Below are 24316 nucleotides of genomic sequence, written 5' to 3' on the forward strand. Positions count from 1 at the left end.
CAAACTAAACATTTTTAGCAAATACATTGTATATTGCAGATATAGCTTTGTCGTAGTCTTTTTCCAGTATACCTACAATTATATTCAACTCAGATGCGCCTTGAATAATCATCTTTATATTTATATTCTCTTCACCTAATGCTGAAAATATTTTTGCTGAAGTTCCAACTCTATCTTGCATTCCTTGTCCTACAACTGTTATAAGTGCAATACCATATGAAATAGTTACTTTATTTGGATTACAAAAAGTTTTCAACTCAGAGATTATAGTATCTGCCTTACCTATTATCTGAGAGCTTGGTACTATAAGAGATAGTGAGTCTATTGATGAAGGCATATGCTCTAAAGTTACATCATTTACTTCAAGCACAGACATTACTTTTCTATGAAATCCCTTATCTGAATTCATCTTTATCTTTTCTATGTTAATTACTGCAAATTCTTTTTTACCTGTAACTCCTGTGATTTCTATATCAGATTTTTTTCGCTCATAAGGAACTATCATTGTTCCTTCATCTTCTGGCATAAAAGTATTTTTTATTTGAATTGGAATCCCAGCAGATTGAACCGGCAAAATCGCCTCTGAATGTAAAACTGAAGCTCCTGCATAAGACAACTCTCTAAGCTCTCTATAAGTAAGTTCTCTAACTTCTCTTGGCTTTGGAACTATTTTGGGATCAACTGCCAAGAACCCACTTACATCAGTCCAATTTTCATATAAGTCTGCTCCTACGCCCCTCGCAATTATAGAACCTGTTAAATCTCCTCCACCTCTTGAGAAGGTTTTGACCTTTCCACTTATATTCACTCCATAAAATCCAGGGATTACAGCAAATTCATATTTTTCTTTCATCTCATTTATTGCTGTGTAAGTTTTTTTATCGTCTATATTCCCTTTCTTGTCAAAGAAAATCAATTCTTTTGCATCTACAAACTCATATCCCAAAAGTTTTGCCAATATTTTTGCGTTTAAATATTCTCCTCTTGAAGCAATATAATCTTTGGACTCATTGGCCATATTTTTTGTAAATTCTTCAAATTCCGAGTCTAAATCTATTTCAACACCTACTTTTGAAATAATATCTTGGTATTTTTTCAATACTTTATTAAGTATGTCATCACTATTTATATTATTTACCTCTAAATCATAAGCTAAATATAATAAATCAGTTACCTTAGTGTCAAAACTGTTTACTTTACCAGGTGCTGAAGCGACTATATATCTTCTTGTTAAATCACTATTTAGAATTTCTCTTACATTTAAAAATCTATCTCCGCTTGCTAATGATGAACCACCAAACTTTGAAACTTTAATCATCTGTCTTTCTCCTCCTGATACTTTTTGTATATATTACACTATTTAAGACAGATTTTCATCTTTAATTGATATATTGTTTTAATTTTTATAAAAAAGTACATAAAAAAACCTTGAAGCAAAACTTCAAGGTTATAATTCTGGTGCACCTTCACGGACTCGAACCGTGGGCCCACTGATTAAGAGTCAGTTGCTCTACCAACTGAGCTAAAGGTGCGCATGTTTGATAACAAAAGATATTTTACACTCATTTTTTTATTAAGTCAAGTATTATTTCCAGACTTATTTATACATCAAAAAAGAGCCTGGGCATTGGCTCTTTTTATATGCGTTATATGCGTTTAAATTTATGCTCTTCGTCCTAGTTCAGAATCATAACGATACAAACCCGTCCAAGATTCTCCCAATCTTTCCATTTTTTCAACAATTCCTCTGAAAGTAGCTTCTTCTTCAACTTGTTCTTTTATATATCCACCTAAGAATTCAAGAATTTCATAATTTTTTTCTACAGTCGCTTGTTCATAAAGATTTCTAATTCTCTTTGTAACTTCTTTTTCATGTTCTAAAGCTGTTTTAAATAGATTTGTAAAACTTCCGTATTCAGCTTCTGGTTTTTCAATTGCTTCATAAACCGGCACTGAATCTAAAAGGAATATAAATTTATAAAAATCCATAGCGTGTTCTAATTCTTCTTTTGCTTGGAAGTTCATGAAGTGTGCGAATCCATCCATTCCCTTGCTCTTGCAATAAGAAGACATAGCTGCGTAAATATATGCGCTACTAATTTCAAAATTCATTTGTTCATTTAAGCTTTCTATTAAATTAGTCATATTTCCTTCCTCCTACATTAATTCCTACTAATTTGAGCCATAAAGTTCATATACTCCATAAAGTTTAACTTTTAGTTCAACTAATTTTTCAACAACTTCAGGAATTTCACTCGTCAAAATATTTAAACTCATTCCATTGTATTTAAGTTTTCCCAATCCATAATATTTAGACTCCACAGAATTAAAATTATCCAATAGAATTTTAATATTTTTATCCATATCTCCAATCAAAAAGAAAACATTTCTTTTTTCATCTGTTTCTTGAATATTTATTTTGTTAATTAACAAAGTGTTATCCATTAGTCATCTACCTCTCTGAGAATACTTTTACCCCTTTTAAACTTTAATAAACTATTTATTCCGAATATCCTAAATTATCTAGTGATACATTCACATCATTAGCCTTTAATTTAATATATTTTATTTTATTCCTGTCTATATTAAAAACTTCCATAGGTATTTTAACCGTTTTAAAAGAGCCATTATAATCATAATTTTCAGTGAATTGTTGGAACTTAGAAATTTCAACTTTTATTTTAGGCTGTAGTTTTGCATAGTCTTCAAGCTTAACGCTTTTTGCATTTCCAAAATCATCTATTAATTCAATTTCTAAATCCGTCCCATTATAATTTTCTTCTTTATCATTTGTCATAACGTCTAAACTCAAATACTTTTTAACCGGCACATAATCTACAAAGCTAAAAATATACTCCCCACTTCCACTAATTAAAAGTGAATTATCTTCTGTGTCAAAATCACCTATATATGTGCTTTCTTCAGTAACACTCAATTTATCAAACCTTGTCCTTCCATGTGAAAATGTAGTTAAATCATAATCTTCATCAAAATTTGCTATCACATTAAAAGATGAATTTTGATACCTACTCCACACAGGCGTTGATATTTCTTTATACTCTTCAGGATTTTTTACCAAATTCAAATCACCAGTATTGAAAAAACTTGCTTTTAGAAATTCTCCTATCAGAGAACTTGCCATCTTTTGTTGTTCTCCTGATTTTAAAAGAGAAGCTCTGCTTAAAAACCATGATTTAGGGGGGTCAGTGTCCATTTCCCACTCACTGTTAAATTTTCCATGATTTGCATTGCCTAGATATATTGCTGATTTAAATCTCCCATCATCCAATGAAGTGTTGTTGTATAATTTCATTCCATCAAAACCGTCTACATCAGAATCATGAGTTCCGTGTATTGTCAAAAAGTTTATTCCTTTTAACTTTAAATCTTTATTTGCAAAATTATATTGGTCTACAGTGGGTGCAATTGCGACCACAGCTTTAGATTTAAAGTCATATTTTATTTTTTTCCCATTGTCAGGGTTATATTTTAAATTCAATAACTCAGCCGCAATACTCGCTGCTTCTCCGCCTCTTGAGTGCCCTATAAATGCAATTTGGTTCCTATCGAATAAATTTTCAAACTCAGTTTTGGTTTCGCTACTCTTAATCAAATATTCCAAATTGTCCAACAATAAGTATGCCCTTGCATCATTTTCATTTTTTAATCCAAATTTAGAAAATCCATTTAACATATTCATATCTACACTTGCCATGGCTATTCCCTGTCTTGCCAATTGCTTTCCAAGATAGTCATATCCCAAATAGCTTGGCGTTGTAAATCTGTGATTGCCGTGAGCCAAAATTACAAGCGGTACATTGGTAGCTCCCTCAGGATACCAAAGTCTTCCCTTGATGGGAACTTCACTAAGTGTCTTAGAAAAATATTTATCTCTTACCAACTTAGTTTTTCCCGAATATTTAACATACGGCCTCAAATTGACACTATCACCTTGATAATCTTTATATTCTGCTGAATATATTATATTTTCTTCAATAGTTCTATCTGCTACATTTTCAAAATTATGTTTATTTTCAACCCCTGGATAAATTATAAATATCGATGTTGCTCCAACTACCACAGCTGTTAATATCATTGTTATAATAGGTAAAACTTTTTTGTTTTTTAAAGCACTTATGCTCTTTGAAAATATCATAAAAATCAAAGTACTTACAAGTGCCACTACAACTTCTTCAAGCTGTGACCAGTCCATTTCATCTGCAACATCATCTATAAATTTATAGAGCACAAAAACTCCAATACAAAGTATCACAAGATTTGAAGTCCTAATTCGTTTAATAAATATAGCCAATATTTTTAAAATAAAAAAACAAATACTTATTAATATATATAGTACAACCGAACTTCCTATAAACGCTGCAATTAGCGGAACTCCCAAATCAATTATGTAAAAATATACATTTGTAGCCAATAATCCTGCAAAAATAGCTTTTAAAATTCTCTCTGCCGGCTTTATTCTTCCGTATTGATTCCTTAAAAAGCTTTGAATTTTTGCAAGCAACCGTATTAATATTGCTTTAATCTTCATAAAAAAAGGCGGTTCATCCGCCCATCACTCCTTCTCAAGTTCTTTTAATTCTTCAGGTCTTGCCTCTTCATCCTTTAGTGTAGAAGTCATCCCTAGATACTTTTTATTAAATTTACCCGTTCTCTTAACTTCACTTATATCATAAAATTCTATTTCTGAATCTTCTTCGTCTGAGAACATAACTTTTACCAACTCTTGAATTGTATAACTTGATATTACAGTACCCTTGCCTTGCTCCGTTTCGACAACTTCTCCAATCTTAGGCATTCTCTTTATTATGCACTCATATCCATCTTGTTCATACTTTAAGCAACACATAAGTCTTCCACATACACCTGAAATTTTAACAGGATTTAGAGAAAGTCCTTGGTCTTTTGCCATTTTTATAGATACAGGATTGAATTCTGACAAGAATGAAGAACAGCAAGTTTCTCTTCCACAACATCCAAGAGCTCCAACTACCTTAGCTTCATCTCTTACACCTATCTGTCTAAGCTCTATTCTGGTTCTAAATATTGTTGCCAAATCTCTGACAAGTTCTCTAAAATCTACTCTTCCCTCTGCTGTAAAATAGAATAGTAGTTTTGATTTATCAAAAGTATATTCAGCATTTATAAGATTCATCTTCAAATTATGGTGCTCTGCTCTATCTTCAAATATGATCATAGCTTCCCTTGCTTTATTTCTGTTATCTATATGTTCAGATTTATCTTCATCTGTTGCTATTCTTAAAACTGATTTTAGCTCTGATTTTATCTCTTCTTCGTCAATCTCTTTCTTTATTACAACCCTTCCAAATTCTAACCCTCTTATCGTTTCTACTATTACGTCATCTTCGATTTTTGCACCAGTTGATTTAGGGTCAAAGTAATAAATTTTACCAGTTTTCTTAAACCTGACGCCAACTACGTCTAACACTATATTCCTCCTATGAAGAGTTGCCCTATGGTCAACTCAAAATTTGCATTATCCTTTAAATATTGTTTTGTCCTTTGAATTTGTCTATATATTTCAAGGGCTTGTTTAGTTGATATATTTTGTTTTTGAATGTAATTTATCTTATCTATATTTATATAAAAAGATCTGCTCACATTCTCGTTAAATATTATTACATCTCTTAAAAAGATACTATATATATTAAAAAATTCGTCTAAATTTTCTTTATTTTCTTCAAAAAATTCCATTTCTCTGAAAGGGTCTGTATTTAAATTTATAAGTCTATCTATTAATTCAAAACTTTTATCTCTAAATGCTATAGCAGACGCGTCAGTAGCATATTTCATTGCTCTTTTTACAGAACCCACTGATATCCTTGAAAATAAATTTGCATTTTGACTATCAAGTCCTATATTGTGAACTAGGAAATCACTTATTTCTTCATCATCAACATCTTTGAACTTTATAAGTCTACTTCTTGAAGCAATGGTTGGAAGTATATTTGAAATTGACTTTGCTATCAAAATTATCTTCAAATACTCTTCCGGCTCTTCCAATGTCTTTAGGAGAGCATTTTGCCCACTTACACTCACGTTTTCAAAACCATCTATGATAAACACTTTATACTTTCCCGAAAATGGATTCTTCTTAGACTCACTTATAAGTTCTTCGATTTGTTCCTTTTTGATGGAATTTCCCCTTACAACGTGTAAATCTAAGGTGCTATCCCCCAAAATTTTCTTGGCAAAAGCTTTAGCCAGTGTGAATTTACCAACTCCCTCACTCCCAATAAATAAATAGGCGTGGTTTATATCCCCAGTTTCTATATTCTTTTCAAGTTCCTGCTTCGCATCTCTATTTCCTACGAAATCTATTAACATTAAATTCTCAAATTATCTTCAACATCTACTACAAAAATTGTAGCTCCTGAAACATTAAATTTACCTTGTTCAGTTTCAACACGTTCTTCTTTAGTAATTTCTTTGAATATAGAATAAACTTTTTCAATTTCAGACTCTTCGCACCCTAAAAGTAGAGTTGAGTTTCCATTTTTAAAAAATCCTCCCGATGAAGAAATCTTTGTTACATAAACTCCCTCATCATAAAATCTATCCATGATTTCATCTATAAACTTCTCTTGCACTATCGCAATCATCATTTTCATAATCTAAAACCTCTTAAAATCTTCTACGTTTAAAACAAATGAATTAGCTCCACCAACAGTAACCTTTATAGGCATAGGTAACATTGCAGTTCCCGGTATGTTTATAGTCTGTATAGTTCTTGTAACTTCTCTTGTCTTTGCATTATTTTTTACAACTGTTAAATATTCATCAACTTTATCATCTTCTACCCCGGATAAAAGAGTTGAATTTCCACTCTTTAAAAATCCTCCCGTAGTGCTCATTCTAGTAACTCTAAATCCTGCTTTTGTGATTTCTTCAGTTAACTTTTCGGCATCAACATCTTGAATAATTGAAATTATTAACTTCATTTTCTATCCAACCTTTCCAAAATGACATCCATACAGTTTTGAAAAACTTCTTCAACCGACTGTGTTGCGTCTATTACAGTATATCTGCCACTTTTAATCAAACTCTCATAGCCTTCTCTTACTTTAGAGTGAAACTCTCCCTTTTCCAGTTCAAGTCTATCTCCTCCAGCTTTTAACTTTCTCTCAACAGAATTATTTTGCTTTACATCAAATAAAAACGTTATATCCGGTGAAACTTCTCCAACAGCAAAATCGTTTATCTCTTGCACTTGTCTTTCCCCAAGACCTCTCGCATAACCCTGATATACTAATGAAGATACTATAAATCTTTCACATATAACTATTTTACCCATTTTTAATGCCGGTTCTATCAACTGTTCAACATGTTGAGCTCTAGAAGCTGCATATAAAAGCGCTTCTGTTCTTGATGTCATCTCAACATTGTTATTATCTAATATAAAATCTCTAATCTTCTCAGAAATTTCAGTTCCACCAGGTTCTCTAGTTTTCAAACAATTAAACCTTCGTGAAAGTTTTTCATAAACTTTATTTGCAATTGTAGTTTTCCCACACCCATCAGGTCCTTCGAAAGCTATAAACAAACCTCTCATTTAACTACCTCTACCTTATTATCTACAACTCCTGAAAGTTTAGGATATCTCTGAAGTTCAGCCACAATTTCTCTTGTAAACTCTTCCCCATAAGATATAATAGGTACTCCAGGTGGATAGAGCATTACTATCGCACTTGAAATTCTTCCTATTGAGTCCTCTAATTCCACCATTTCAGTTTCACTTTCAAAAGCTTCCTTAGGTGATATTACAACTTTCGGCAATATCTCTCTATAATTCTCATCTATATTTTGATAAACTCCAACCGAAATATCTTTTAAAGCTTTTTCTAAGCACTTAAAGTCTTCAGTTTCATCAATTACCGATAAAATACACAGAGCATAGTATAAATCACCCATTTCTAATCTTATATTATATCGTAAAGCCAACTCATTAACAACGTTAAGCCCACTGTGACCTTTAGTTCTAAAAGCAAGTTTTAAAATATCTACATCGGCAACAGAGTTATCTTCTATTTCCAAAAATTCAACTATTCCCTTTAAATTTTCTTTAAACTCTTTTACTTCTTTCTCTATTTTTTCAAATCCGCCTTTTCTTTCTAAATAATCAATTCCAAATTCACTGGATAACATAGAAAGATACGATGGAGAAGATGACATCAATAAATTCATCATCTTTAAAACTTTTTTATGCGCTATATCACAATTTACATGTAGCATTGCTGAGCCGGTCAAGCTTGGCAATGTCTTGTGTGTGGAATGCACAATCACGTCTGCATATCTAACAGCCGACAATTCTCTCTGTCTTGAAAAAATCAAATGCCCCCCGTGAGCCTCATCAACTATCAATTTACACCCATTGTTGTGAACAATTTCAGAAAGCTCTTTCAAATTCAAAATCATTCCATAATAGTTAGGACTTGTTAATACAACCAACTTTATATTTTTATTAGATTTTAATTTTTTATCCAATTCAATTGGGTCAACTCCCAATAAAAGTTGTCTTTCTTCATCAAACTTTGAATTTATAAATTCTAAATTTAAATCAAATTGCACTGCACTATTGTATATTGACTTATGAGAATTTCTCTGTATCAAAATTGTATCGTTGGGCTTTGTTAAAAGTGAGATTGCTATCTTTAAAGCCATTGTAGAGCCCTCTGTTATAAAGTAACTTCTCTTGACCCCATAAATTTCAGCTATCTCTTCTTCACTTTTTAGGATGCACTCTTCGGGCTCCATCAAATTATCTGCACCAACAACCTCTGTTATATCATCCCTAAAGTCAAAATCATATATATCTTTGGACTTGTGCCCCGGCATTGAAAATGCACTTTGTCCTCTCAAATTTTTTAATGCTTCAAAAATATATCTCTTCATAATTACATTATAATTAATTTTAAAAATTATTTCGATGTTTAAAATAAAAAAGGACTTCTCGTTAAAAAGAAATCCTTTAAATATTAATTTTAAAATGCTGAATTTCTAAGCACTTCTTCTCCATATCCTCCTGCTTGAGGTAATGGCATATTAGTCGAATTTGGAGCTCTGAAAACTCTAATAGGTCTAACCCCCACTTCTTTAGCTGCCAAGACATCATCATCACTATCTCCGTAGTGAATAGCAACATTGTGTTTCTTTATGAAGTAAGATTTGTCATATTTAAATCCTTCTCTTGGAGTATCTGCTGTATAGTCAATAGGATTTACTTTTTGCATATTAAAATAATTTTTCAAATTGTTAGCAGTCTTATCAAGATAGCCTTCTTTATACATACTTCCTCTTGTTCTACCTGTTATAAAGAATATGTTATCTCCTCTTTCCATATGCATCTTTATTATTTCTTTTGTAGACAATTTAGGAATTGAATGAGAATCACCTTCAAGTGCAACATAGTCCCAGAACTTTTGGTCTTTTAAGAAATCAAACTTTCCTGGAGTAAGTACTGTTTTTCCATATTGGAAATATTGACTTGAGAAAAGTAATGTATCGTCTATATCAAAACTTACATTAATAGGTCCCTTGTCCTTCAAAGAATTTTTAATATCTTCTACTGATACGTATTTTATAAATGCAGCATCACTTTGAACAGTAACTCCCGGTTGAGTATATTTAACTTTAGGTCCTGCAGCAAACGATACCATAGGCGCCGCTAATGTCACAGCTAAAGTTAAAATTGTACCTGTCTTTAAAATCTTATTTTTTATATACATACTATCACTCCTTTATCATAATATACCATCTTTAGTTTACTATGTAAACGTATTTTTAATAATTGGCTTCAGTTTTATAATTCAAATTGCTATTCTCTTCAAACTTAATTAAAAAAGGTAGTCTGTCAAACCGGCACACTACCTCATATTTATTCTTCACCTTTACCTTTAACTCTTTTAAGTCTGAAGAAGTCCTCTCTTTCTTTTTCGGCTAAAACATCTTCTATTTCTTTTAATGTCTTTTCCTGTTTAGGTATTTGAATTTTTTCCAGAGCATTTGCCCTCTTGACGCTCTTTTTAATTTCCTTCCCAAGTTTATATAAACTTGTCTCTATTTCTGCAAGCTCATAAATTTTTTCTCTGAGCTCATTCATTTCAAGATAAACTTTGTCAAAAGCAAAAGATGTTTCATAGATACTAAATGTACTTCTTGGATTATACTTACTATAGTGTACTTCTGGAATTTCCACTCCCATTACAGACCTATAACCAACCTTATATTCTTCTTCTTTTGGCATTGAAAGCGAAAGATCAACTACAGACTCCCAACCCATAGTCACTGAAGCCATAGTCAATGAGTCATAAGATTTTTTAAAACTCTCTTCTATGTCTTCTTGAATCTTTATGGCTCTTTCATTTAGTCTCATCATTTCTCTAATTAGTACGGTACGTTTTTTATCTAAAAGGCTATATCCCTTTTTGGCAAAAGATAAAGACTCCTTCACTTTTATAAGGTTTGCCTTTGTAGCTGTCATTTTCTTTGCCATAATATCCTCCTATAGATACTTAGCTTGAATTTTGGGATCAATTCTAACAAGCATTTCCTTAGGCAATATTTTTAGTAGTTCCCATGCCTTATCAAGTGTCTGCTCCATACTGGAATTTTCGTGAAATCCTTGCCCTACAAATTCTTTTTCAAATCTTTCTCCGAACTGTAATAACTTCTTATCGTCTTCACTAAGTTCTTCTTGCCCTATTATTTGAGCAAGTGCACGAACTTCTATTACTCGTGAATAAGAGGCAAAAAGTTGTGCTGAAACATCCGGATGGTCATCTCTTGTATATTCTTCGCCTATACCGTCTTTCATAAGACGTGAAAGAGATGGCAATACATCTACCGGCGGATAAATACCTTGTTGATGTAAGTCTCTGCTCATTACTATTTGGCCCTCTGTAATGTATCCTGTAAGATCTGGAATAGGGTGTGTAATATCATCTGAAGGCATTGTCAATATTGGAATCAAAGTCACAGAACCTTCTACACCTTTAACCATTCCGGCTCTTTCATAAATCGCCGCCAAGTCAGAATATAGATATCCCGGATAACCCTTTCTTGAAGGTACTTCACTTCTTTGAGAACTCACCTCTCTCAAACTTTCTCCATAACTTGTCATATCTGTCATGATTACAAGCACGTGTCTATGCTCTTCGAAGGCCAAGTATTCAGCTGCGGTAAGAGCACATTTAGGAGCTATAATCCTCTCCATAATTGGATCGTCTGCATAGTTTAAGTACATTACTACCTTATCCATTACTCCAGCTTCCATAAAATTATCTATAAAGAAACTGGCAATTTCTCTCTTCAAACCCATTCCACAAAATATAACTGCAAATTCACTATCTTCTCCAACTATGTGAGCTTGTCTTACTATTTGTGCAGCCAGCTCGTTGTGTGGAAGTCCTGACCCCGAGAAAATTGGAAGCTTTTGCCCACGAATTAAAGTCATAAGAGAATCTATCGACCTTATCCCCGTTTCAACATAGTTCCTAGGATACTCTCTGGCAACCGGATTCATAGGGCGACCATTTACATTATAGAACTTATCAGAATAAATAGGTCCACCTTTATCTCTTGCTATCCCTATACCGTTAAATATTCTTCCCAATATCTCACTTGACACAGGTATTTTAAAAGGCTTACCTTCAAATACAACTTTTGTATTTGTTGTGGAGATTCCCATAGATTCTCCAAAGACTTGAACAGTTGCCTTATCTCCATCTATCCCTATTATACGACCTACTACATTTTCAGACTTGCCTTTGACAGATAAATTGACTATTTCTCCATAAGCTACGTGATGAAGACCTGATAGTTCTACCAGAGAACCTTCGACCTTGTCTAAAATCAAATATTCTTTTTTCATACTATCACTCCTCTATCTCATCAGTGTCTGAGTATTGCATTCTCAATCCCCTATAAAACTCACGAATCTTGTTATTCAAAATAGTAAAAGGTGTATAATCTTCATTAGTTATATCATATTTCATATTTATTATTTCTGAAATCAAACTACTGTTTTTAACTTCTGAAATTGATACTCCCAAATCCAACACAGACATCCCCTCCCTGTAGAGTATGTCTATTGTATTTAACATTTCAAATTGCTTTTCAAGTGGTACAAATGTATCTATTTTGTGGAAAGCATTTTGTTGTAAAAATCCAACCTTTGTTATTCTTGCTATTTCAAGTAAAAATCTCTCTTTATCTGGAAGAACATCTTCTCCAACAAGCATTACAATTTCTTGAAGTTTTGATTCTTCGTGAAGTATTCCCAAAAACTTACTTCTAAGTTCAGGTAAATTCCCTTCAAGTCTATTATCATAGTAGTTAGATAAGCTTGAAACATACCCTGAATAAGAATCTAACCAATGTATAGCTGGATAGTGTCTGCTATATGCAAGGTCTTTATCAAGCGCTAAGAAAGTATTTACAAATCTTCTTGTATTTTCTGTTACAGGTTCTGAGAAGTCCCCACCAGCTGGAGAAACAGCCCCTATTGTAGTAACTGAACCATCTTTCCCTGATAAAGTAACCGCTGAACCACTTCTTTCATAAAAACCTGCTATTCTACTTGGCAAATAAGCTGGATATCCCTCTTCAGCCGGCATTTCTTCAAGACGCCCTGAGATTTCACGTAAAGCTTCTGCCCAACGTGAAGTAGAATCTGCCATCATTGCAACATTATAACCTTGATCTCTAAAATATTCCGCCATAGTAATGCCTGTGTAAATTGATGCTTCTCGAGCTGCAACCGGCATATTTGAAGTATTTGCAATCAAGATTGTCCTATCCATCAAAGGTTTTTCGCTATATGGGTCAATTAGTTTAGGAAAATCCTCCAAAACTTCTGTCATTTCATTCCCACGCTCACCGCAACCAATGTATACTATGATGTCTGCATCACAATACTTTGCAATTTGATGTTGTGTCATTGTCTTTCCTGTACCAAAGCTTCCAGGTATAGCAACTGTACCGCCTTTAGCGATTGGGAAAAATACATCTAAAACACGTTGCCCTGTTACGAGTAGTGTATTTGCATCTTTAAATTCCCTTACCGGTCTTGGCACACGCACTGGCCATTCATGGCTCATTGCAACTTCTTTAATACCACTTTCACTTTCAACTTTCACTACAGCTTCTACTATATTATAGTCGCCCTCTTTGGCAACCCATGTAACTTTTCCTGATACATTTGGAGGTATCAAAACTTTGTGAGTGATTATTTGTGTTTCTTCAACTTCTCCAAATATTTCTCCACCAGTTACAACATCTCCAACTTTTATTATAGGCTTCAAGTGCCATTTTTTTTCTAAATCTAAATTGCTAAGTCCTATACCTTCTGGTATAAATGCTCCGTGTTCTGCTTCTATTCTGTTTAGTGGACGTTCAATACCGTCAAACATATTTGACAGCATGCCAGGCCCAAGACGTACTGAAAGCGGAGCGTGAGTAGCGTAGATTTCTTCATCTCTCTTAAGTCCCTCTGTTTCTTCATAAACTTGGACTATACCTTTATCTCCCTGAATTGCTATTACTTCTCCAATTAGCTTTTTGTTCCCAACTTGAACCATTTCACGCATTGCAAAAGTAGACATCGGCTCTCCAACTACTACCGGACCGTTTATCTTAACTATTTTAGCTCGTTCAGACATTTGCTGCCTCCTTCTTGAAGAGATCATGCAAAAGCATCCCTATCTCATATCTTTTTTCTTCAATAATAGTGTATATATCATTATTTAAATTATAAGTCTTAGCTTCATTACTCAAGATATGTCCACCTATCATCCAATCTTTTTTTATAACTGGTATTAACTTTATTCCTCTTTCACCAGCTATTTTTTCAATTTCATCAAAGTATTTTTCCATATCTTTTTTAGTAAGACCTAATCTATATGTTCCCTCTTTCAAATGATTAAAGGTAACTATTATACCGTCTATAAGGTGTTTCTTGTATTCGTCAGAATCCGTCCAAGCCCAAGCTCTTTGTCTTATAGTTTGAATTAAATCATCTTCTAATTCATTCATAATCCTAAGCTCTAAAACCCTTTTTTCTTCCTTCGCCTTGGCAATTTTTTCATTTCCAAGTTCTTTTGCAAGCTTTTCTCTTCTCGATATCATATCAGCAGCTTCTCTTTCAAGAGAGTCCTCTTTTTCTTTTCTTATACGGTCTCTTTCATTTTCCCACTGTGCAATTTTCTTTTGGAATTCAGTAACACGATTTTTATAGACGACATTCTCAAACATTTCCAATTTATTTTCAATTAATATCATCTTATCACCTATCTAATTTTAGACCCACAGCTTCCTTAACATACTTCAATATAAAATCTTGTTCTTTAAATCCACCACGTCCAGGAAGTGTAACTATTAATGGTCCTCTCTTTTTCTTCTTAGCCTCAAAGACTTCTTCTCTCATCTCTTGAAAATCATCTTCAGACAATAGAATTATACCTATTTGATTTTGTTTTAGGATATCTTTGAATTCCATCTTCAAACTGTGAACATCTTTACAAAATATCCCTTCAAAACCACTCATTCTCAATGCCACAAGAAGCTCATAATTTCTGCTTATTGCGATAGATTTCATTAAAGTTTACCTAAAATCATTATTGAGATGATAAGTCCGTAAATTGCGATACCTTCTGCCAAACCTACAAAGATAAGTGTCTTACCTAATATAGAATCATCTTCTGAAACAGCCCCTAAAGCAGCTGACCCAACTACACCTACTGCATAACCAGTACCAATTGTAGCCATACCTGTTGAAAGTGCAGCTGCAATTAATCCAAGTCCGTTAACGCCTGTAGGTTCTGTTGCCGCACTTACTGCTCCTGGTACAAGTAGCACAAAGGCTGCCACTATTGTAGGTATAAAAACAGCTAAGTTAGATCTCAAAAGTTTCTTAAGTCTTGGTCTATCTCCACCAATTCCCTTTTCTATTAAAACAAGTCCATAAAATATAGTCGCAAACACTACAAGTGATGCTAAAATTAAAATCATTTCCATTTTTTTCTGCCTCTTTCTGTATTTCTAAAATTAATCTTATCTGATTTAAACTCCACTCCGCTACCTTGATAATAACGGCTGAACAATTCGTAGTATTCAAGTCTAAGTCCTTGAATAAATACTATAAGTCCTTCTAACCCAATAATTAAGATGTTTCCCAAAACCAATATTAAAACATTTCCAACTGTATGGTTTGCCATTTCAGCCATTGTATGAAAAGCTAAAAATAAACCTACATGGTTTATTGCAAATGCTCCAACTCTTATAAAAGAAACAATACCTGACAAAGTTGATATTAAAAGTTCTATTATTGAAAAAGAACTTTCTATAAAATAACCTACCTTACCTTCTTCATAACTCACTTCTTGTTTATATATCTTTGAAAGTATAGGCTTTCTAAATATCATTGCTAGTATTGATAAAATCAAGACTCCTATTGCAACTGATGTAGGTATCACGTGCACATAACCTGTCGCATCTAAAAGCAAGAAAATAAGCATTGCAAATACTACGAATCCAAGAAGTCCGTGTTCTCCAAACAGTCCTTGATTTAAATCTCTATTTCTAAAGGCATTTATAAAATTCATAACATATGCCATTACAAGTAAAAACACCCCAAAAGATATCGACATGATAAGCACTTGATTTATGTTTTCAAAAGGCCTTATCCATAGAGGTTGAATTATCTCTTCATTTCCAAACACAGAACCATAGAGCACACCGAATACCATACTGCTGGCACCAAGTCTCATCAAAAGAGGCCCCATATCATTTTTAAGTTTTTTCTTTAAAATCATTCCTGCCAAGAAAAATACTAAGCCTTGTCCTAAATCACCAAACATAGCCCCAAATAGAATCATATAAGTGATTCCCAAAAATACTGTAGGGTCGATTTCATTATAGTTTGGAACTCCATACATTCTAACTAAGAGCTCAAACGGTTTAAAAAAAGAATTGTTTTTTAGCTTTGTAGGTGGTTTGAAAATTATATCTTCTCCATCAGCATCTACCGCTGTAATTAATGTGTCAGAATATTTTCCCAACTGTTCCTTTAATTCTTTAAAACCATCTTCACTTGCCCATCCTGATAATAGGAAGTATTTTTTAGCTTTCGCCATTTTAGACTTAGCTTCTTCAATTCTTCCAAGCACCAACATTCTGGCTAAAATTTTATGAATTTCTTTAGTCTTACTCTTGTAAAGAGTTTGTTTTTCCACTTCTATTTCTTCAAGTCTGTTGTTTAATGCAGCTGCCTCAGCTTCAATTTGATTTAAAGTTTCCTTGGCACTCCCTTGTGAATGCTCTAAAATTGGAACGTCTATCCAATGTAGAGAACTCAATATTCTGTCTATTTCCTCATGAACTTCATTTGGATATATTGCCAAATATACTTCTTCATTTTCATATGAACCTGTATGAAAAACTGCCGCTAAAATATGGTCGTAATTTTCTTTTAGCTTAAGCCTTGCAGCTTTTTCAATTCTTCCGAATCTAGCTGTAAAATACTCCATATTTTTTAGTTCTCTTAAGTCGACATCAACATTTCTAAATAATGCCAAGTTTTGACTAATTCCCTGAGAAACTTCTAACCTCTTGTCGATTTCTTCTATTTCATTACGTAAATTAGCAGTTTCTGCATATAACTTGTCAAAATCTTTTTCAGTATATTCACTTGAGCCCTCTTGCTCAGCTTCAAGATTTTCAATGCCAAAATATTCCATCAATTGTCTTGCTTGTTGCGTTCTCTTTCTATTGTTATTATCAGCAACAAATGGTCCAAGATTGTTTAAATCTACAATCATATCTACATTTTCAGCATTCAATTCATAAATGGCATTGTTCTTTGAAAGCTGTGTCATGGCATCTACCATATCTATAGACTCACTTTTTAATATATCCAACAATATATTTTCTAAGTCATCAAGCTTCCCTACTACATTAAGCATGACCATTTTTTCTACTGCCATACTTCACCTTCCTTTAACGGGATTGTCAAAAGATCCCTTACAATATTCGAGTTAATCCCCAATCTCTTACCTTCTAATACTGTGGAGATATCTCTAATTTGCAATTCCATCAATAAAGTTATTGAAAGAATTTTTCCTATATCAAAACCACTTGTTTGATATGCATTTAAAAATTTTTTATATAAATCACGTTCCATTCTTATGTCCATATTTGTGGCTTCTCTTCCGCCCGGAAATAAGAAATTAAATTTGGTATCTGCTACATTTTTTAAAAATTCTTTTATATCCTCATATGCCAAAATAGATAATGTCTGCCTTGATAATTTTTCTCCACCATCAATCAAAAAGTTGACCATTTCTTGTGGCAAAATAGAATATGTCTTTTCCCCTCTATATAAATAGGTTATATTTAACAAATCTATATGATTGCCGATTAAACTCAATGCCAACTTTGAACTTGAGCCGCTAAGTTTCTTTGCTCTTTCAATTAAATTTTCATAATAACTCTTATCCAAAGTCATCTCTACATAAAATAATATTCTGTCATCTGGAATATCTGTATAGACCGTAAGCTTTCTTGCGTAGTCAGTGTCTTTTAAAGTTTCGATAAACCTCTCAACTTTCCAATCTCCATCTTCTGGAATTATTGCAGGATTTAGCGCAACAAGACTTTCTCTCAAAAGATTTCTGTTTTCACCGTGTACTATGGTTCTAAAAATTCTCTTTATATCTCTTATTTTATATCTTTCTAAAAGGCCACTGTAGAATTTTCTCTCTTCCCCTTGAAAGAAATAAAGAAAATCTTTTAATTCTTCATACACTTTGTGTTCCATCTGCTTATTTACTTCATATAAATCTATTGCTTCTTTTCCACTTGGTAGTTCAATGTCAAGTTTCCATAACTCATTGAGCTTAGCCAAGGCTGCCTTTGGTGTATCCATTCCCAACAATTGTAATTGAGGACTTTGTTTTATATATTTAGCATATACCGCTCTTGCCTTTGTATTTACAGCAGCATAATTCACATTCTCACCTCTACAGCTCTAAAAGTTTAATCGCCTTAGTAATCAATTCTTCTTTATTTTCTCGATAAATTGATTCCACATCTTTTAACCTCTTCTGATTTTCTTCAGAGATGCTTTCTACTTTCGCCATTGCCTCACTGTACACTTTTTCATACATTTCTATAGCTCTTTTCTTAGCTTCTTCATGGCTTTTTAATTCAAAATTATTTAACATATTTTGAATTTCAGCTTTTGACTCTTCCAATTCTCTCTCGGCTCTATTGGTAAACTCTTTAGTTTTTTTGTCTAAACTAAGTATCTGCTGAATCAATTCTTCCAAAATTCATCACCTTCCTTTAACTTAAAAAAACGACCGGCCAATGGTCGCTATTTTCTAATTACAAAATTTTCAATTTTCGTAAATCATCTTGAGTGTACTCCTTTTAATTTAATAATGCAAATTATTTTTTCTATTTTTTAGCCAATTTTCAATAAGTCTTTTTTATCTTTTAATAATTAAATTTTATAGATATTATCAAATCTTGTAAAATCTTAATTCCTAAGTTCTATATTATTTGATTAGATTTTAATTTTGGGCACAAAAAAAGTAGCCAAATAGGCTACTTTAATTTTAAATTTAATTAAGCAAGTTCTACAGTTGCTCCTGCTTCTTCTAATTTAGCTTTAAGTTCTTCAGCTTCTTCTTTGCTTGCACCTTCTTTAACTGCTTTTGGAGCTTCGTCAACGATAGCTTTAGCGTCTTTTAGTCCAAGTCCTGTAGCATCTTTAACTACTTTGATAACTTTAACTTTTTCTGCACCTGCATCTTTGATGATTACATCAAATTCAGTTTTTTCTTCAGCTGCTGCTGGAGCTGCACCTGCTACTGGAGCTGCTGCTACTGCCATAGGAGCTGCTGCTGATACTCCGAATTCTTCTTCTAATGCTTTAACAACTTCTGAAAGTTCTAATACTGTTAAACCTTTGATTTCTTCAATAAGTGATTGTACTTTATCTGACATTATAATATCCTCCTGTTTGTGCTTTGCACTAAATTTTTATGCTGTTTCTTGTTCTTTCTTTTCTGCTATGGCATTTAATACCACTGCAAGTCCTCTAATATTTCCGTTAAGTACATTAACAAGACCTTGAATTGGGCTGTTCATGCTGCCAAGTAACTTAGCAACAAGTACTTCTTTAGATGGTAATTTAGCTAGACCTTCTACTTCTTCTTTTGAAATTAACTTTCCGTCTACAATACCGGATTTTATTTCAAATGCTTCATGTTCTTTAGCGAATTCAGCTGTTACTTTTGCCGCTGAAACCGGATCTTCTAGTGAAAATGCTATCGCGCTTGGTCCTACTAGGTACTCTGAAATTTCAGTTTGTCCAAGTTCTTCGAATGCACGTCTCATCATAGTATTTTTATAAACTTTGTATTCTACATTAGCTTCTCTGTATTTACTTCTAAGTTCAGTAACTTCTTCTACAGTAAGACCTCTGTAATTAACAAGTACGATACTTTGAGCGCTTTCAATTTTTCCTTTGATTTCATCAACCAATTGGACTTTTCCATTTAGCTTTTCTTCTTTCACTATTTCACCTCCAAATATAAAAAATCCCATCGCAGACTGATGAGATTAAGAAATTCGTATTTAAAACGATCTTACCTCGGTAGGATTTTTAAGATTTCTCCCCTACTGTCTGCGGTTAATTAACATAGATATTCTATCTTTCACAATACACTTTGTCAAGACTAAATGTACAATTTATTAAAATTAATTTCTCGGATTGTCAAACATATTTTACAATCCTAAATGATTTAGATAACTATAATTCAATTTGCTATTGCAATTTAGGATTAACTTTGCTATATTACGATGTTTTCTTAACTTAATAGTACTTTTATCCATTAACCTTTGACTTTTCTTAGTAAAACTAAAATTTACTATTGCTTATATATTTTGTTATACTGTCTATACAAGGAGGTAATTATGGATTCTTTTATAGAAACTAAAAATCTTACCAAAGTATATAAAATGGGAGATTCTTCTGTATATGCCCTAGACGATGTCAATCTCAAAATAAAAAAAGGGCAGATTATATGTCTCCTCGGTACATCTGGAAGTGGAAAATCCACTCTTTTAAATATACTTGCCGGCCTTGATAAACCAACCACCGGTCAAGTCTTTATAGGCGGAATTGATATAGTTGGTTTAAACGAAGACCAAATCACCAAATTTAGGCAACTCAATGTTGGTTTTGTATTTCAATCTTACAACTTAATTCCAACTCTTGATGCATCAGAAAATGTCAGTCTTGGACTTACTTTTAAAGGTATTTCTAAAGCAAAACGAAATGAATTTGCAAAAGACATCCTCACAAAAGTCGGACTAGGCGATAGATTGCGACACAAACCAAATGAAATGAGTGGTGGACAACAACAAAGAGTCTCAATAGCTAGAGCCTTTGTCGATAGTCCTCCAATTGTGTTTGCCGATGAGCCAACTGGCAACTTAGATAGTAAAACATCTGATGATATCATGAAGCTTATGTGCTCAATATCTCGAAAACATAATCAAACGTTGATTATTGTAACCCATGACGTTGAAACTTCTGTCTATGCTGATGTGATTATACATATGAAGGATGGAAAAATTATAAATATAGAAGACAATGTTTCAATAATTTCATAACTCGGAGGAAAAATGAAGAAATTCACAATTTATTTATTATTAATTTTGCTATTATTTAATTCAAGCATTGTAAATGCAAGTAACGTAAAAACAACATCTAATTTAAAACTCAATGTGTCTGCCCCTCAAACTATTAATTTAACAGATGGAGAAACTGCTGCTGTAAATATTACGCTAAACAACCCATCCAACGAAGAAAACATCTCCGGAATTTCAGTACAAGCTTTTATCGAAAATCCTGACAAAGTGTATGTTGATGGAGATGGTTATGCTGTAAATAACGGTTCAATAGGACAAAATAATTCTTTAAGTGGAACTTTTTATTTGAGAACCGAAAAAGATTTTACAACCAAATCTGTTCCTATAAAATTAAAACTTAGATACTATGTAAATCAAACTTTTCTTGAACAAGAAGAAACTATATATGTAAGAGTTATCGCTCCTGAAAAGCCAGTAAATCCATCAATTGAAATTTCAAAAAGCACTCTGTGGACCGGCTCTGTACAACCTTCAAAGTCATTTGAAGTTCCTTTCACAATTAAAAACACCGGAGATTCGACAGCTAAAAATATTAAAGTTTCATTAGAAGGACTTGAAAGCGGAAAAATCACACTTGCAAAAGGGCTTTCAACTGTTGATATAACTTCTTTAGAGCCTGGAAATTCAACTCCCATATTTTTCGATTTGAAATCTGACCCATCAACACCTGCCGGAAGTTATATGTTGACTTTAAAATATTCATTTGTAGGTGATGATGCAACTAAATCTCCTAAAGAAGGTTCTTATAGTTTCTCAATAGATGTATTAAAAGCACCAAAGTCTTCTACAAATTTAGAATTCCAAAATATTGTCTTTCCTACTAAAGTTTTGAGTAGAAATCAAAGCACTACAATAGGTTTTGACATAGCTAACACTGGTAAAAATCAGGCAAAAAATTTAGTTGTAACAGCAATTTCTCAAGATCAAAGTGGACTTGCTTCAAAATCTGTTTCTAAAGTCTTGACTAAGTCTTTGGATCCAGGACAATCTAAGCACTATTCATTTGACTTTATCACCACACCATCTGCTGATACAAAAAATTATCCTGTGGAATTAAAAGTTTCTTATAGTGACGGAGCTGATGGCACTTTAGAGTCTACTCAAATTGTCGGTGTTTTCATTAAAGCACCTAAGCCAGTTGACCCTAATGCTAAAGATACTTCTCCAGTTCCTAAATTGATTTTGGAAGAATACTCTTTTGACCCTGAAATCATAGAAGCTGGTATGCCTTTTAAAATGCATTTAAAACTCTACAACACAAATGCAAAAAAATCTGTTAGAAATATAAAAATACTTTTGACATCAGACGCACAAGAATCTGTTTCAAATAACTCAAACAATTCAAATAATTCTCAATCTAGTGGAAATAATACTCCGTCTACAGCTTCAGTATTCACTCCCGTTGGAAGTTCCAATACATTCTATGTAGATGAGATAAAACCCGGAAAGAGAGTTGAAAAAGAAATTGTATTTACCACAGTTCCTGATACCGCAGCTAAGACATACACTGTAATAGCAAATTTTGAATACGAAGATTCTAAAGCTGAAAAATACCAAGCAACCGAACAAATTGGTATACCTGTAGTACAAAAAGCAAAACTTGATATAGGAGATATAGTCCCTCAAGGTGAATTTATTGTTGGACAAGAAAATCCAATCACTGTAGACTACTTCAACACCGGAAAAGCTTCGCTTTACAATGTGTTAGTTAAGATAAGTGGTAAAAATTTAAAATTCGATATACCTTCAAGCTATAAAGGAAACTTTTCTCCTGGAAGTTCTGAGCAGTTCACAGTATCAGTCACACCTGAAAAAGCTGGTAAAGGTAAATTTGAAATAGAATTTTCATACGAAGACTCAACTGGTAAAAAAGAAACTTTAAAGAGAGACTATTCATTTGATGCACAAGATTTCTCAGCTCCTGAAAACATGGATGAAATGCCGCAACAAAGTTCTTTTAATCCTTTACTGCTAATCATTCCATTAGTTCTTTTAGCTACTGGTGCTGGTGGATTTATATTCTATAAAAAGCGTAAACAAAATAAAAATGATGAGGACTTGAAATTATAATGAACTTAAATGATTTAATTTCTATGGCTATAAAAAATTTAAAAGCACGAAAGATGAGAACTTTCTTAACAGTTCTCGGTGTCATTATAGGAACTACTTCAATTATAGTCATGCTTTCCATCGGATTTGGATTCCAAAAAATAAATACTGCAATGTACTCTTCAATGGGTAATTTGACAATCTTGGACTTACAAAAAAACTTCGGATCAATGAATTCTGAAATGAGTCCTAAGACAAAAGATAAAAAGCTTAATGATACAGCTGTTGCAGAAGTGTCTCGTGTTGAACACGTCACTTCTGTAATGCCTATCTATAAGGCCTCAGCTACATTTAAAAGTGGTCGCTATGTCAATGAATGGGTTGATGTTGTAGCTATGCCCCCTAAAGTTATGAATGACTTTGATTTTAAAATACAAGATGGCAGACTTCTCACGAATGGAGACACTAAACACATTGTCTTTAGTGGCGGTGCTGCAAAAAACTTTAGAGACCCTAAGAGAGTAAATATTGATGCTTCATCAAAAGTAGAACCTATGAAAAGTAAAATTGAAATTTCAAAAATAAACATAGAAAACTCAGAAATGAATGGGAATTTTACAGAAGATGAGAACAAACCTGTATATTCAGAAAAAATTTCTGTAGTGGGAGTGTTAGTACCAAACGAAAATGACTGGCAAAATTACAATACAATTTATATGCCTATAGATTACTTAAAAAAACTAGCTAAAGATTCTGCACAATTTTCTAACACAACTCCACCTAAATTTAATGAGTATTCTATTATAAAGGTTAAAGTTGATGATATAAAAAATGTAAAAGCTGTTCAAGATAATATCAAAGCCATGGGATACAATGCTTCAAACATCTTTGCAGAAATTCTTGAAAATCAAAACAAAAATATATTGATAGTCCAAGCAGTATTTGGAGCAATATCTGCCGTATCATTTTTAGTGGCTGCCATAGGCATTACCAACACAATGATAATGTCAATATATGAAAGAACTAGAGAAATAGGTGTAATGAAAGTAATAGGAGCTTCAATATCTGATATAAAAAAATTATTCTTAATCGAGGCTGGTTTCATAGGCCTTTTAGGAGGAATAATTGGAGTTATATTTTCTCTAATACTTTCCTTTGTATTCAATATCTTGGCAAAAGGATTTTTGATGTCTAGGTTCCAACTCACTGGAGACTTTGAACCAAAGATATCTTACATCCCTTTTTGGTTAATTTTAATTGCACTGTTATTTTCTTGTTTAATAGGAATTTTAGCTGGCTACTTCCCTGCGAAACGTGCAATGAAATTATCTGCCTTAGATGCAATTAGAAGTGAATAGAAAATCCGTTGCATTGGCAACTAATAGAATTGCTTACAATATCAAATATTTAAATAAAATGGATGCTACCTAAAAATATAGGTGAACATCCATTTTATTTTTGTTTGAATTCTTTTGTTATAATAATTTATAATACAGAGTTTTAAAAGCTT

The 24316-nt window shown here is 32.8% G+C and carries 25 protein-coding genes, 1 tRNA gene and 1 other annotated feature; of the genes, 3 read left to right on the forward strand and 23 right to left on the reverse strand.

Annotated features, from left to right (window positions below):
* Positions 1-4: 4 nt before the first annotated feature.
* From DYE58_RS02480 to rplJ, 23 genes are all read right to left on the reverse strand, one after another.
* Positions 5-1318, reverse strand: a complete 1314-nt coding sequence (locus tag DYE58_RS02480) for an aspartate kinase (RefSeq protein ID WP_004819109.1) — start codon at positions 1316-1318, stop codon at positions 5-7.
* 138 nt (positions 1319-1456) lie between these two features.
* Positions 1457-1532 (reverse strand) — tRNA-Lys (locus tag DYE58_RS02485).
* 130 nt (positions 1533-1662) lie between these two features.
* Complete coding sequence (locus tag DYE58_RS02490) at positions 1663-2145, reverse strand: ferritin (RefSeq protein ID WP_004819111.1); 483 nt, start codon at positions 2143-2145, stop codon at positions 1663-1665.
* 27 nt (positions 2146-2172) lie between these two features.
* Positions 2173-2445 (reverse strand): hypothetical protein, encoded by a 273-nt coding sequence (locus DYE58_RS02495; RefSeq protein WP_004819113.1) that lies wholly within the window; start codon positions 2443-2445, stop codon positions 2173-2175.
* 55 nt (positions 2446-2500) lie between these two features.
* Positions 2501-4549, reverse strand: coding sequence for a hypothetical protein (locus DYE58_RS02500; RefSeq protein ID WP_115311985.1), 2049 nt, complete (start codon positions 4547-4549; stop codon positions 2501-2503).
* 24 nt (positions 4550-4573) lie between these two features.
* Positions 4574-5467 (reverse strand): PSP1 domain-containing protein, encoded by an 894-nt coding sequence (locus DYE58_RS02505; RefSeq protein WP_004819117.1) that lies wholly within the window; start codon positions 5465-5467, stop codon positions 4574-4576.
* Positions 5467-6366: a DNA polymerase III subunit gene (locus DYE58_RS02510; protein WP_115311986.1), complete on the reverse strand. Its 900-nt coding sequence runs from the start codon at positions 6364-6366 to the stop codon at positions 5467-5469. The genes DYE58_RS02505 and DYE58_RS02510 overlap by 1 nt, the downstream gene beginning before the upstream one ends.
* On the reverse strand, positions 6366-6650 hold the full coding sequence (locus tag DYE58_RS02515; protein WP_004819120.1) for a cyclic-di-AMP receptor: 285 nt from the start codon (positions 6648-6650) through the stop codon (positions 6366-6368). Before DYE58_RS02515 ends, DYE58_RS02510 begins: the two co-directional genes overlap by 1 nt.
* Before the next feature lie 3 nt (positions 6651-6653).
* Positions 6654-6980, reverse strand: coding sequence for a cyclic-di-AMP receptor (locus tag DYE58_RS02520; protein ID WP_004819122.1), 327 nt, complete (start codon positions 6978-6980; stop codon positions 6654-6656).
* Entirely contained in the window at positions 6977-7591 is a 615-nt protein-coding gene (gene tmk, locus DYE58_RS02525; protein WP_004819123.1) for a dTMP kinase, read from the reverse strand. Before tmk ends, DYE58_RS02520 begins: the two co-directional genes overlap by 4 nt.
* Positions 7588-8931, reverse strand: coding sequence for an aminotransferase class I/II-fold pyridoxal phosphate-dependent enzyme (locus DYE58_RS02530; RefSeq protein ID WP_004819125.1), 1344 nt, complete (start codon positions 8929-8931; stop codon positions 7588-7590). Before DYE58_RS02530 ends, tmk begins: the two co-directional genes overlap by 4 nt.
* Before the next feature lie 89 nt (positions 8932-9020).
* Entirely contained in the window at positions 9021-9764 is a 744-nt protein-coding gene (gene aphA, locus DYE58_RS02535) for an acid phosphatase AphA (protein ID WP_004819127.1), read from the reverse strand.
* Between the two features lie 149 nt (positions 9765-9913).
* Positions 9914-10531: a V-type ATP synthase subunit D gene (locus DYE58_RS02540; RefSeq protein WP_004819128.1), complete on the reverse strand. Its 618-nt coding sequence runs from the start codon at positions 10529-10531 to the stop codon at positions 9914-9916.
* A 9-nt stretch (positions 10532-10540) separates the two neighbouring features.
* Positions 10541-11908 carry a V-type ATP synthase subunit B gene (locus DYE58_RS02545; protein WP_004819130.1) on the reverse strand — a complete coding sequence of 456 codons (1368 nt, stop codon included), beginning with the start codon at positions 11906-11908 and terminating at the stop codon, positions 10541-10543.
* 4 nt (positions 11909-11912) lie between these two features.
* Positions 11913-13697, reverse strand: coding sequence for a V-type ATP synthase subunit A (locus tag DYE58_RS02550; RefSeq protein ID WP_004819132.1), 1785 nt, complete (start codon positions 13695-13697; stop codon positions 11913-11915).
* A complete protein-coding gene (locus DYE58_RS02555; protein WP_004819134.1) occupies positions 13690-14316 on the reverse strand; it encodes a hypothetical protein in 627 nt (208 codons plus the stop codon). The genes DYE58_RS02550 and DYE58_RS02555 overlap by 8 nt, the downstream gene beginning before the upstream one ends.
* Before the next feature lie 4 nt (positions 14317-14320).
* Positions 14321-14632, reverse strand: coding sequence for a V-type ATP synthase subunit F (locus DYE58_RS02560; protein WP_004819136.1), 312 nt, complete (start codon positions 14630-14632; stop codon positions 14321-14323).
* Positions 14632-15051 carry an ATP synthase subunit C gene (locus DYE58_RS02565; protein WP_004819137.1) on the reverse strand — a complete coding sequence of 140 codons (420 nt, stop codon included), beginning with the start codon at positions 15049-15051 and terminating at the stop codon, positions 14632-14634. The genes DYE58_RS02560 and DYE58_RS02565 overlap by 1 nt, the downstream gene beginning before the upstream one ends.
* A complete protein-coding gene (locus DYE58_RS02570) occupies positions 15042-17018 on the reverse strand; it encodes a V-type ATP synthase subunit I (RefSeq protein ID WP_004819140.1) in 1977 nt (658 codons plus the stop codon). The genes DYE58_RS02565 and DYE58_RS02570 overlap by 10 nt, the downstream gene beginning before the upstream one ends.
* On the reverse strand, positions 17009-18043 hold the full coding sequence (locus DYE58_RS02575) for a V-type ATPase subunit (RefSeq protein ID WP_004819143.1): 1035 nt from the start codon (positions 18041-18043) through the stop codon (positions 17009-17011). The genes DYE58_RS02570 and DYE58_RS02575 overlap by 10 nt, the downstream gene beginning before the upstream one ends.
* Before the next feature lie 10 nt (positions 18044-18053).
* The gene (locus DYE58_RS02580; protein WP_004819144.1) at positions 18054-18362 is read right to left on the reverse strand and encodes a hypothetical protein; all 309 of its coding nucleotides are present in this window, start codon (positions 18360-18362) and stop codon (positions 18054-18056) included.
* A gap of 301 nt (positions 18363-18663) precedes the next feature.
* Positions 18664-19044: a 50S ribosomal protein L7/L12 gene (rplL, locus tag DYE58_RS02585; protein WP_004819148.1), complete on the reverse strand. Its 381-nt coding sequence runs from the start codon at positions 19042-19044 to the stop codon at positions 18664-18666.
* Positions 19045-19080: 36 nt separating this feature from the next.
* Complete coding sequence (gene rplJ, locus DYE58_RS02590) at positions 19081-19617, reverse strand: 50S ribosomal protein L10 (RefSeq protein ID WP_040552091.1); 537 nt, start codon at positions 19615-19617, stop codon at positions 19081-19083.
* Positions 19618-19625: 8 nt separating this feature from the next.
* Positions 19626-19750: a sequence feature (ribosomal protein L10 leader region), on the reverse strand.
* Between the two features lie 266 nt (positions 19751-20016).
* Here rplJ and DYE58_RS02595 point away from each other — a divergent pair.
* From DYE58_RS02595 to DYE58_RS02605, 3 genes are read left to right on the forward strand one after another with little or no spacing between them, the layout of a single operon-like run.
* Positions 20017-20718 (forward strand): ABC transporter ATP-binding protein, encoded by a 702-nt coding sequence (locus DYE58_RS02595; RefSeq protein ID WP_004819151.1) that lies wholly within the window; start codon positions 20017-20019, stop codon positions 20716-20718.
* Between the two features lie 12 nt (positions 20719-20730).
* Entirely contained in the window at positions 20731-22827 is a 2097-nt protein-coding gene (locus tag DYE58_RS02600; RefSeq protein WP_004819152.1) for a COG1361 S-layer family protein, read from the forward strand.
* Positions 22827-24164, forward strand: coding sequence for an ABC transporter permease (locus tag DYE58_RS02605; RefSeq protein WP_004819154.1), 1338 nt, complete (start codon positions 22827-22829; stop codon positions 24162-24164). The genes DYE58_RS02600 and DYE58_RS02605 overlap by 1 nt, the downstream gene beginning before the upstream one ends.
* Positions 24165-24316: the final 152 nt, after the last annotated feature.

This window comes from Peptoniphilus indolicus (genome assembly GCF_900454665.1).
Taxonomy (GTDB): domain Bacteria; phylum Bacillota; class Clostridia; order Tissierellales; family Peptoniphilaceae; genus Peptoniphilus; species Peptoniphilus indolicus.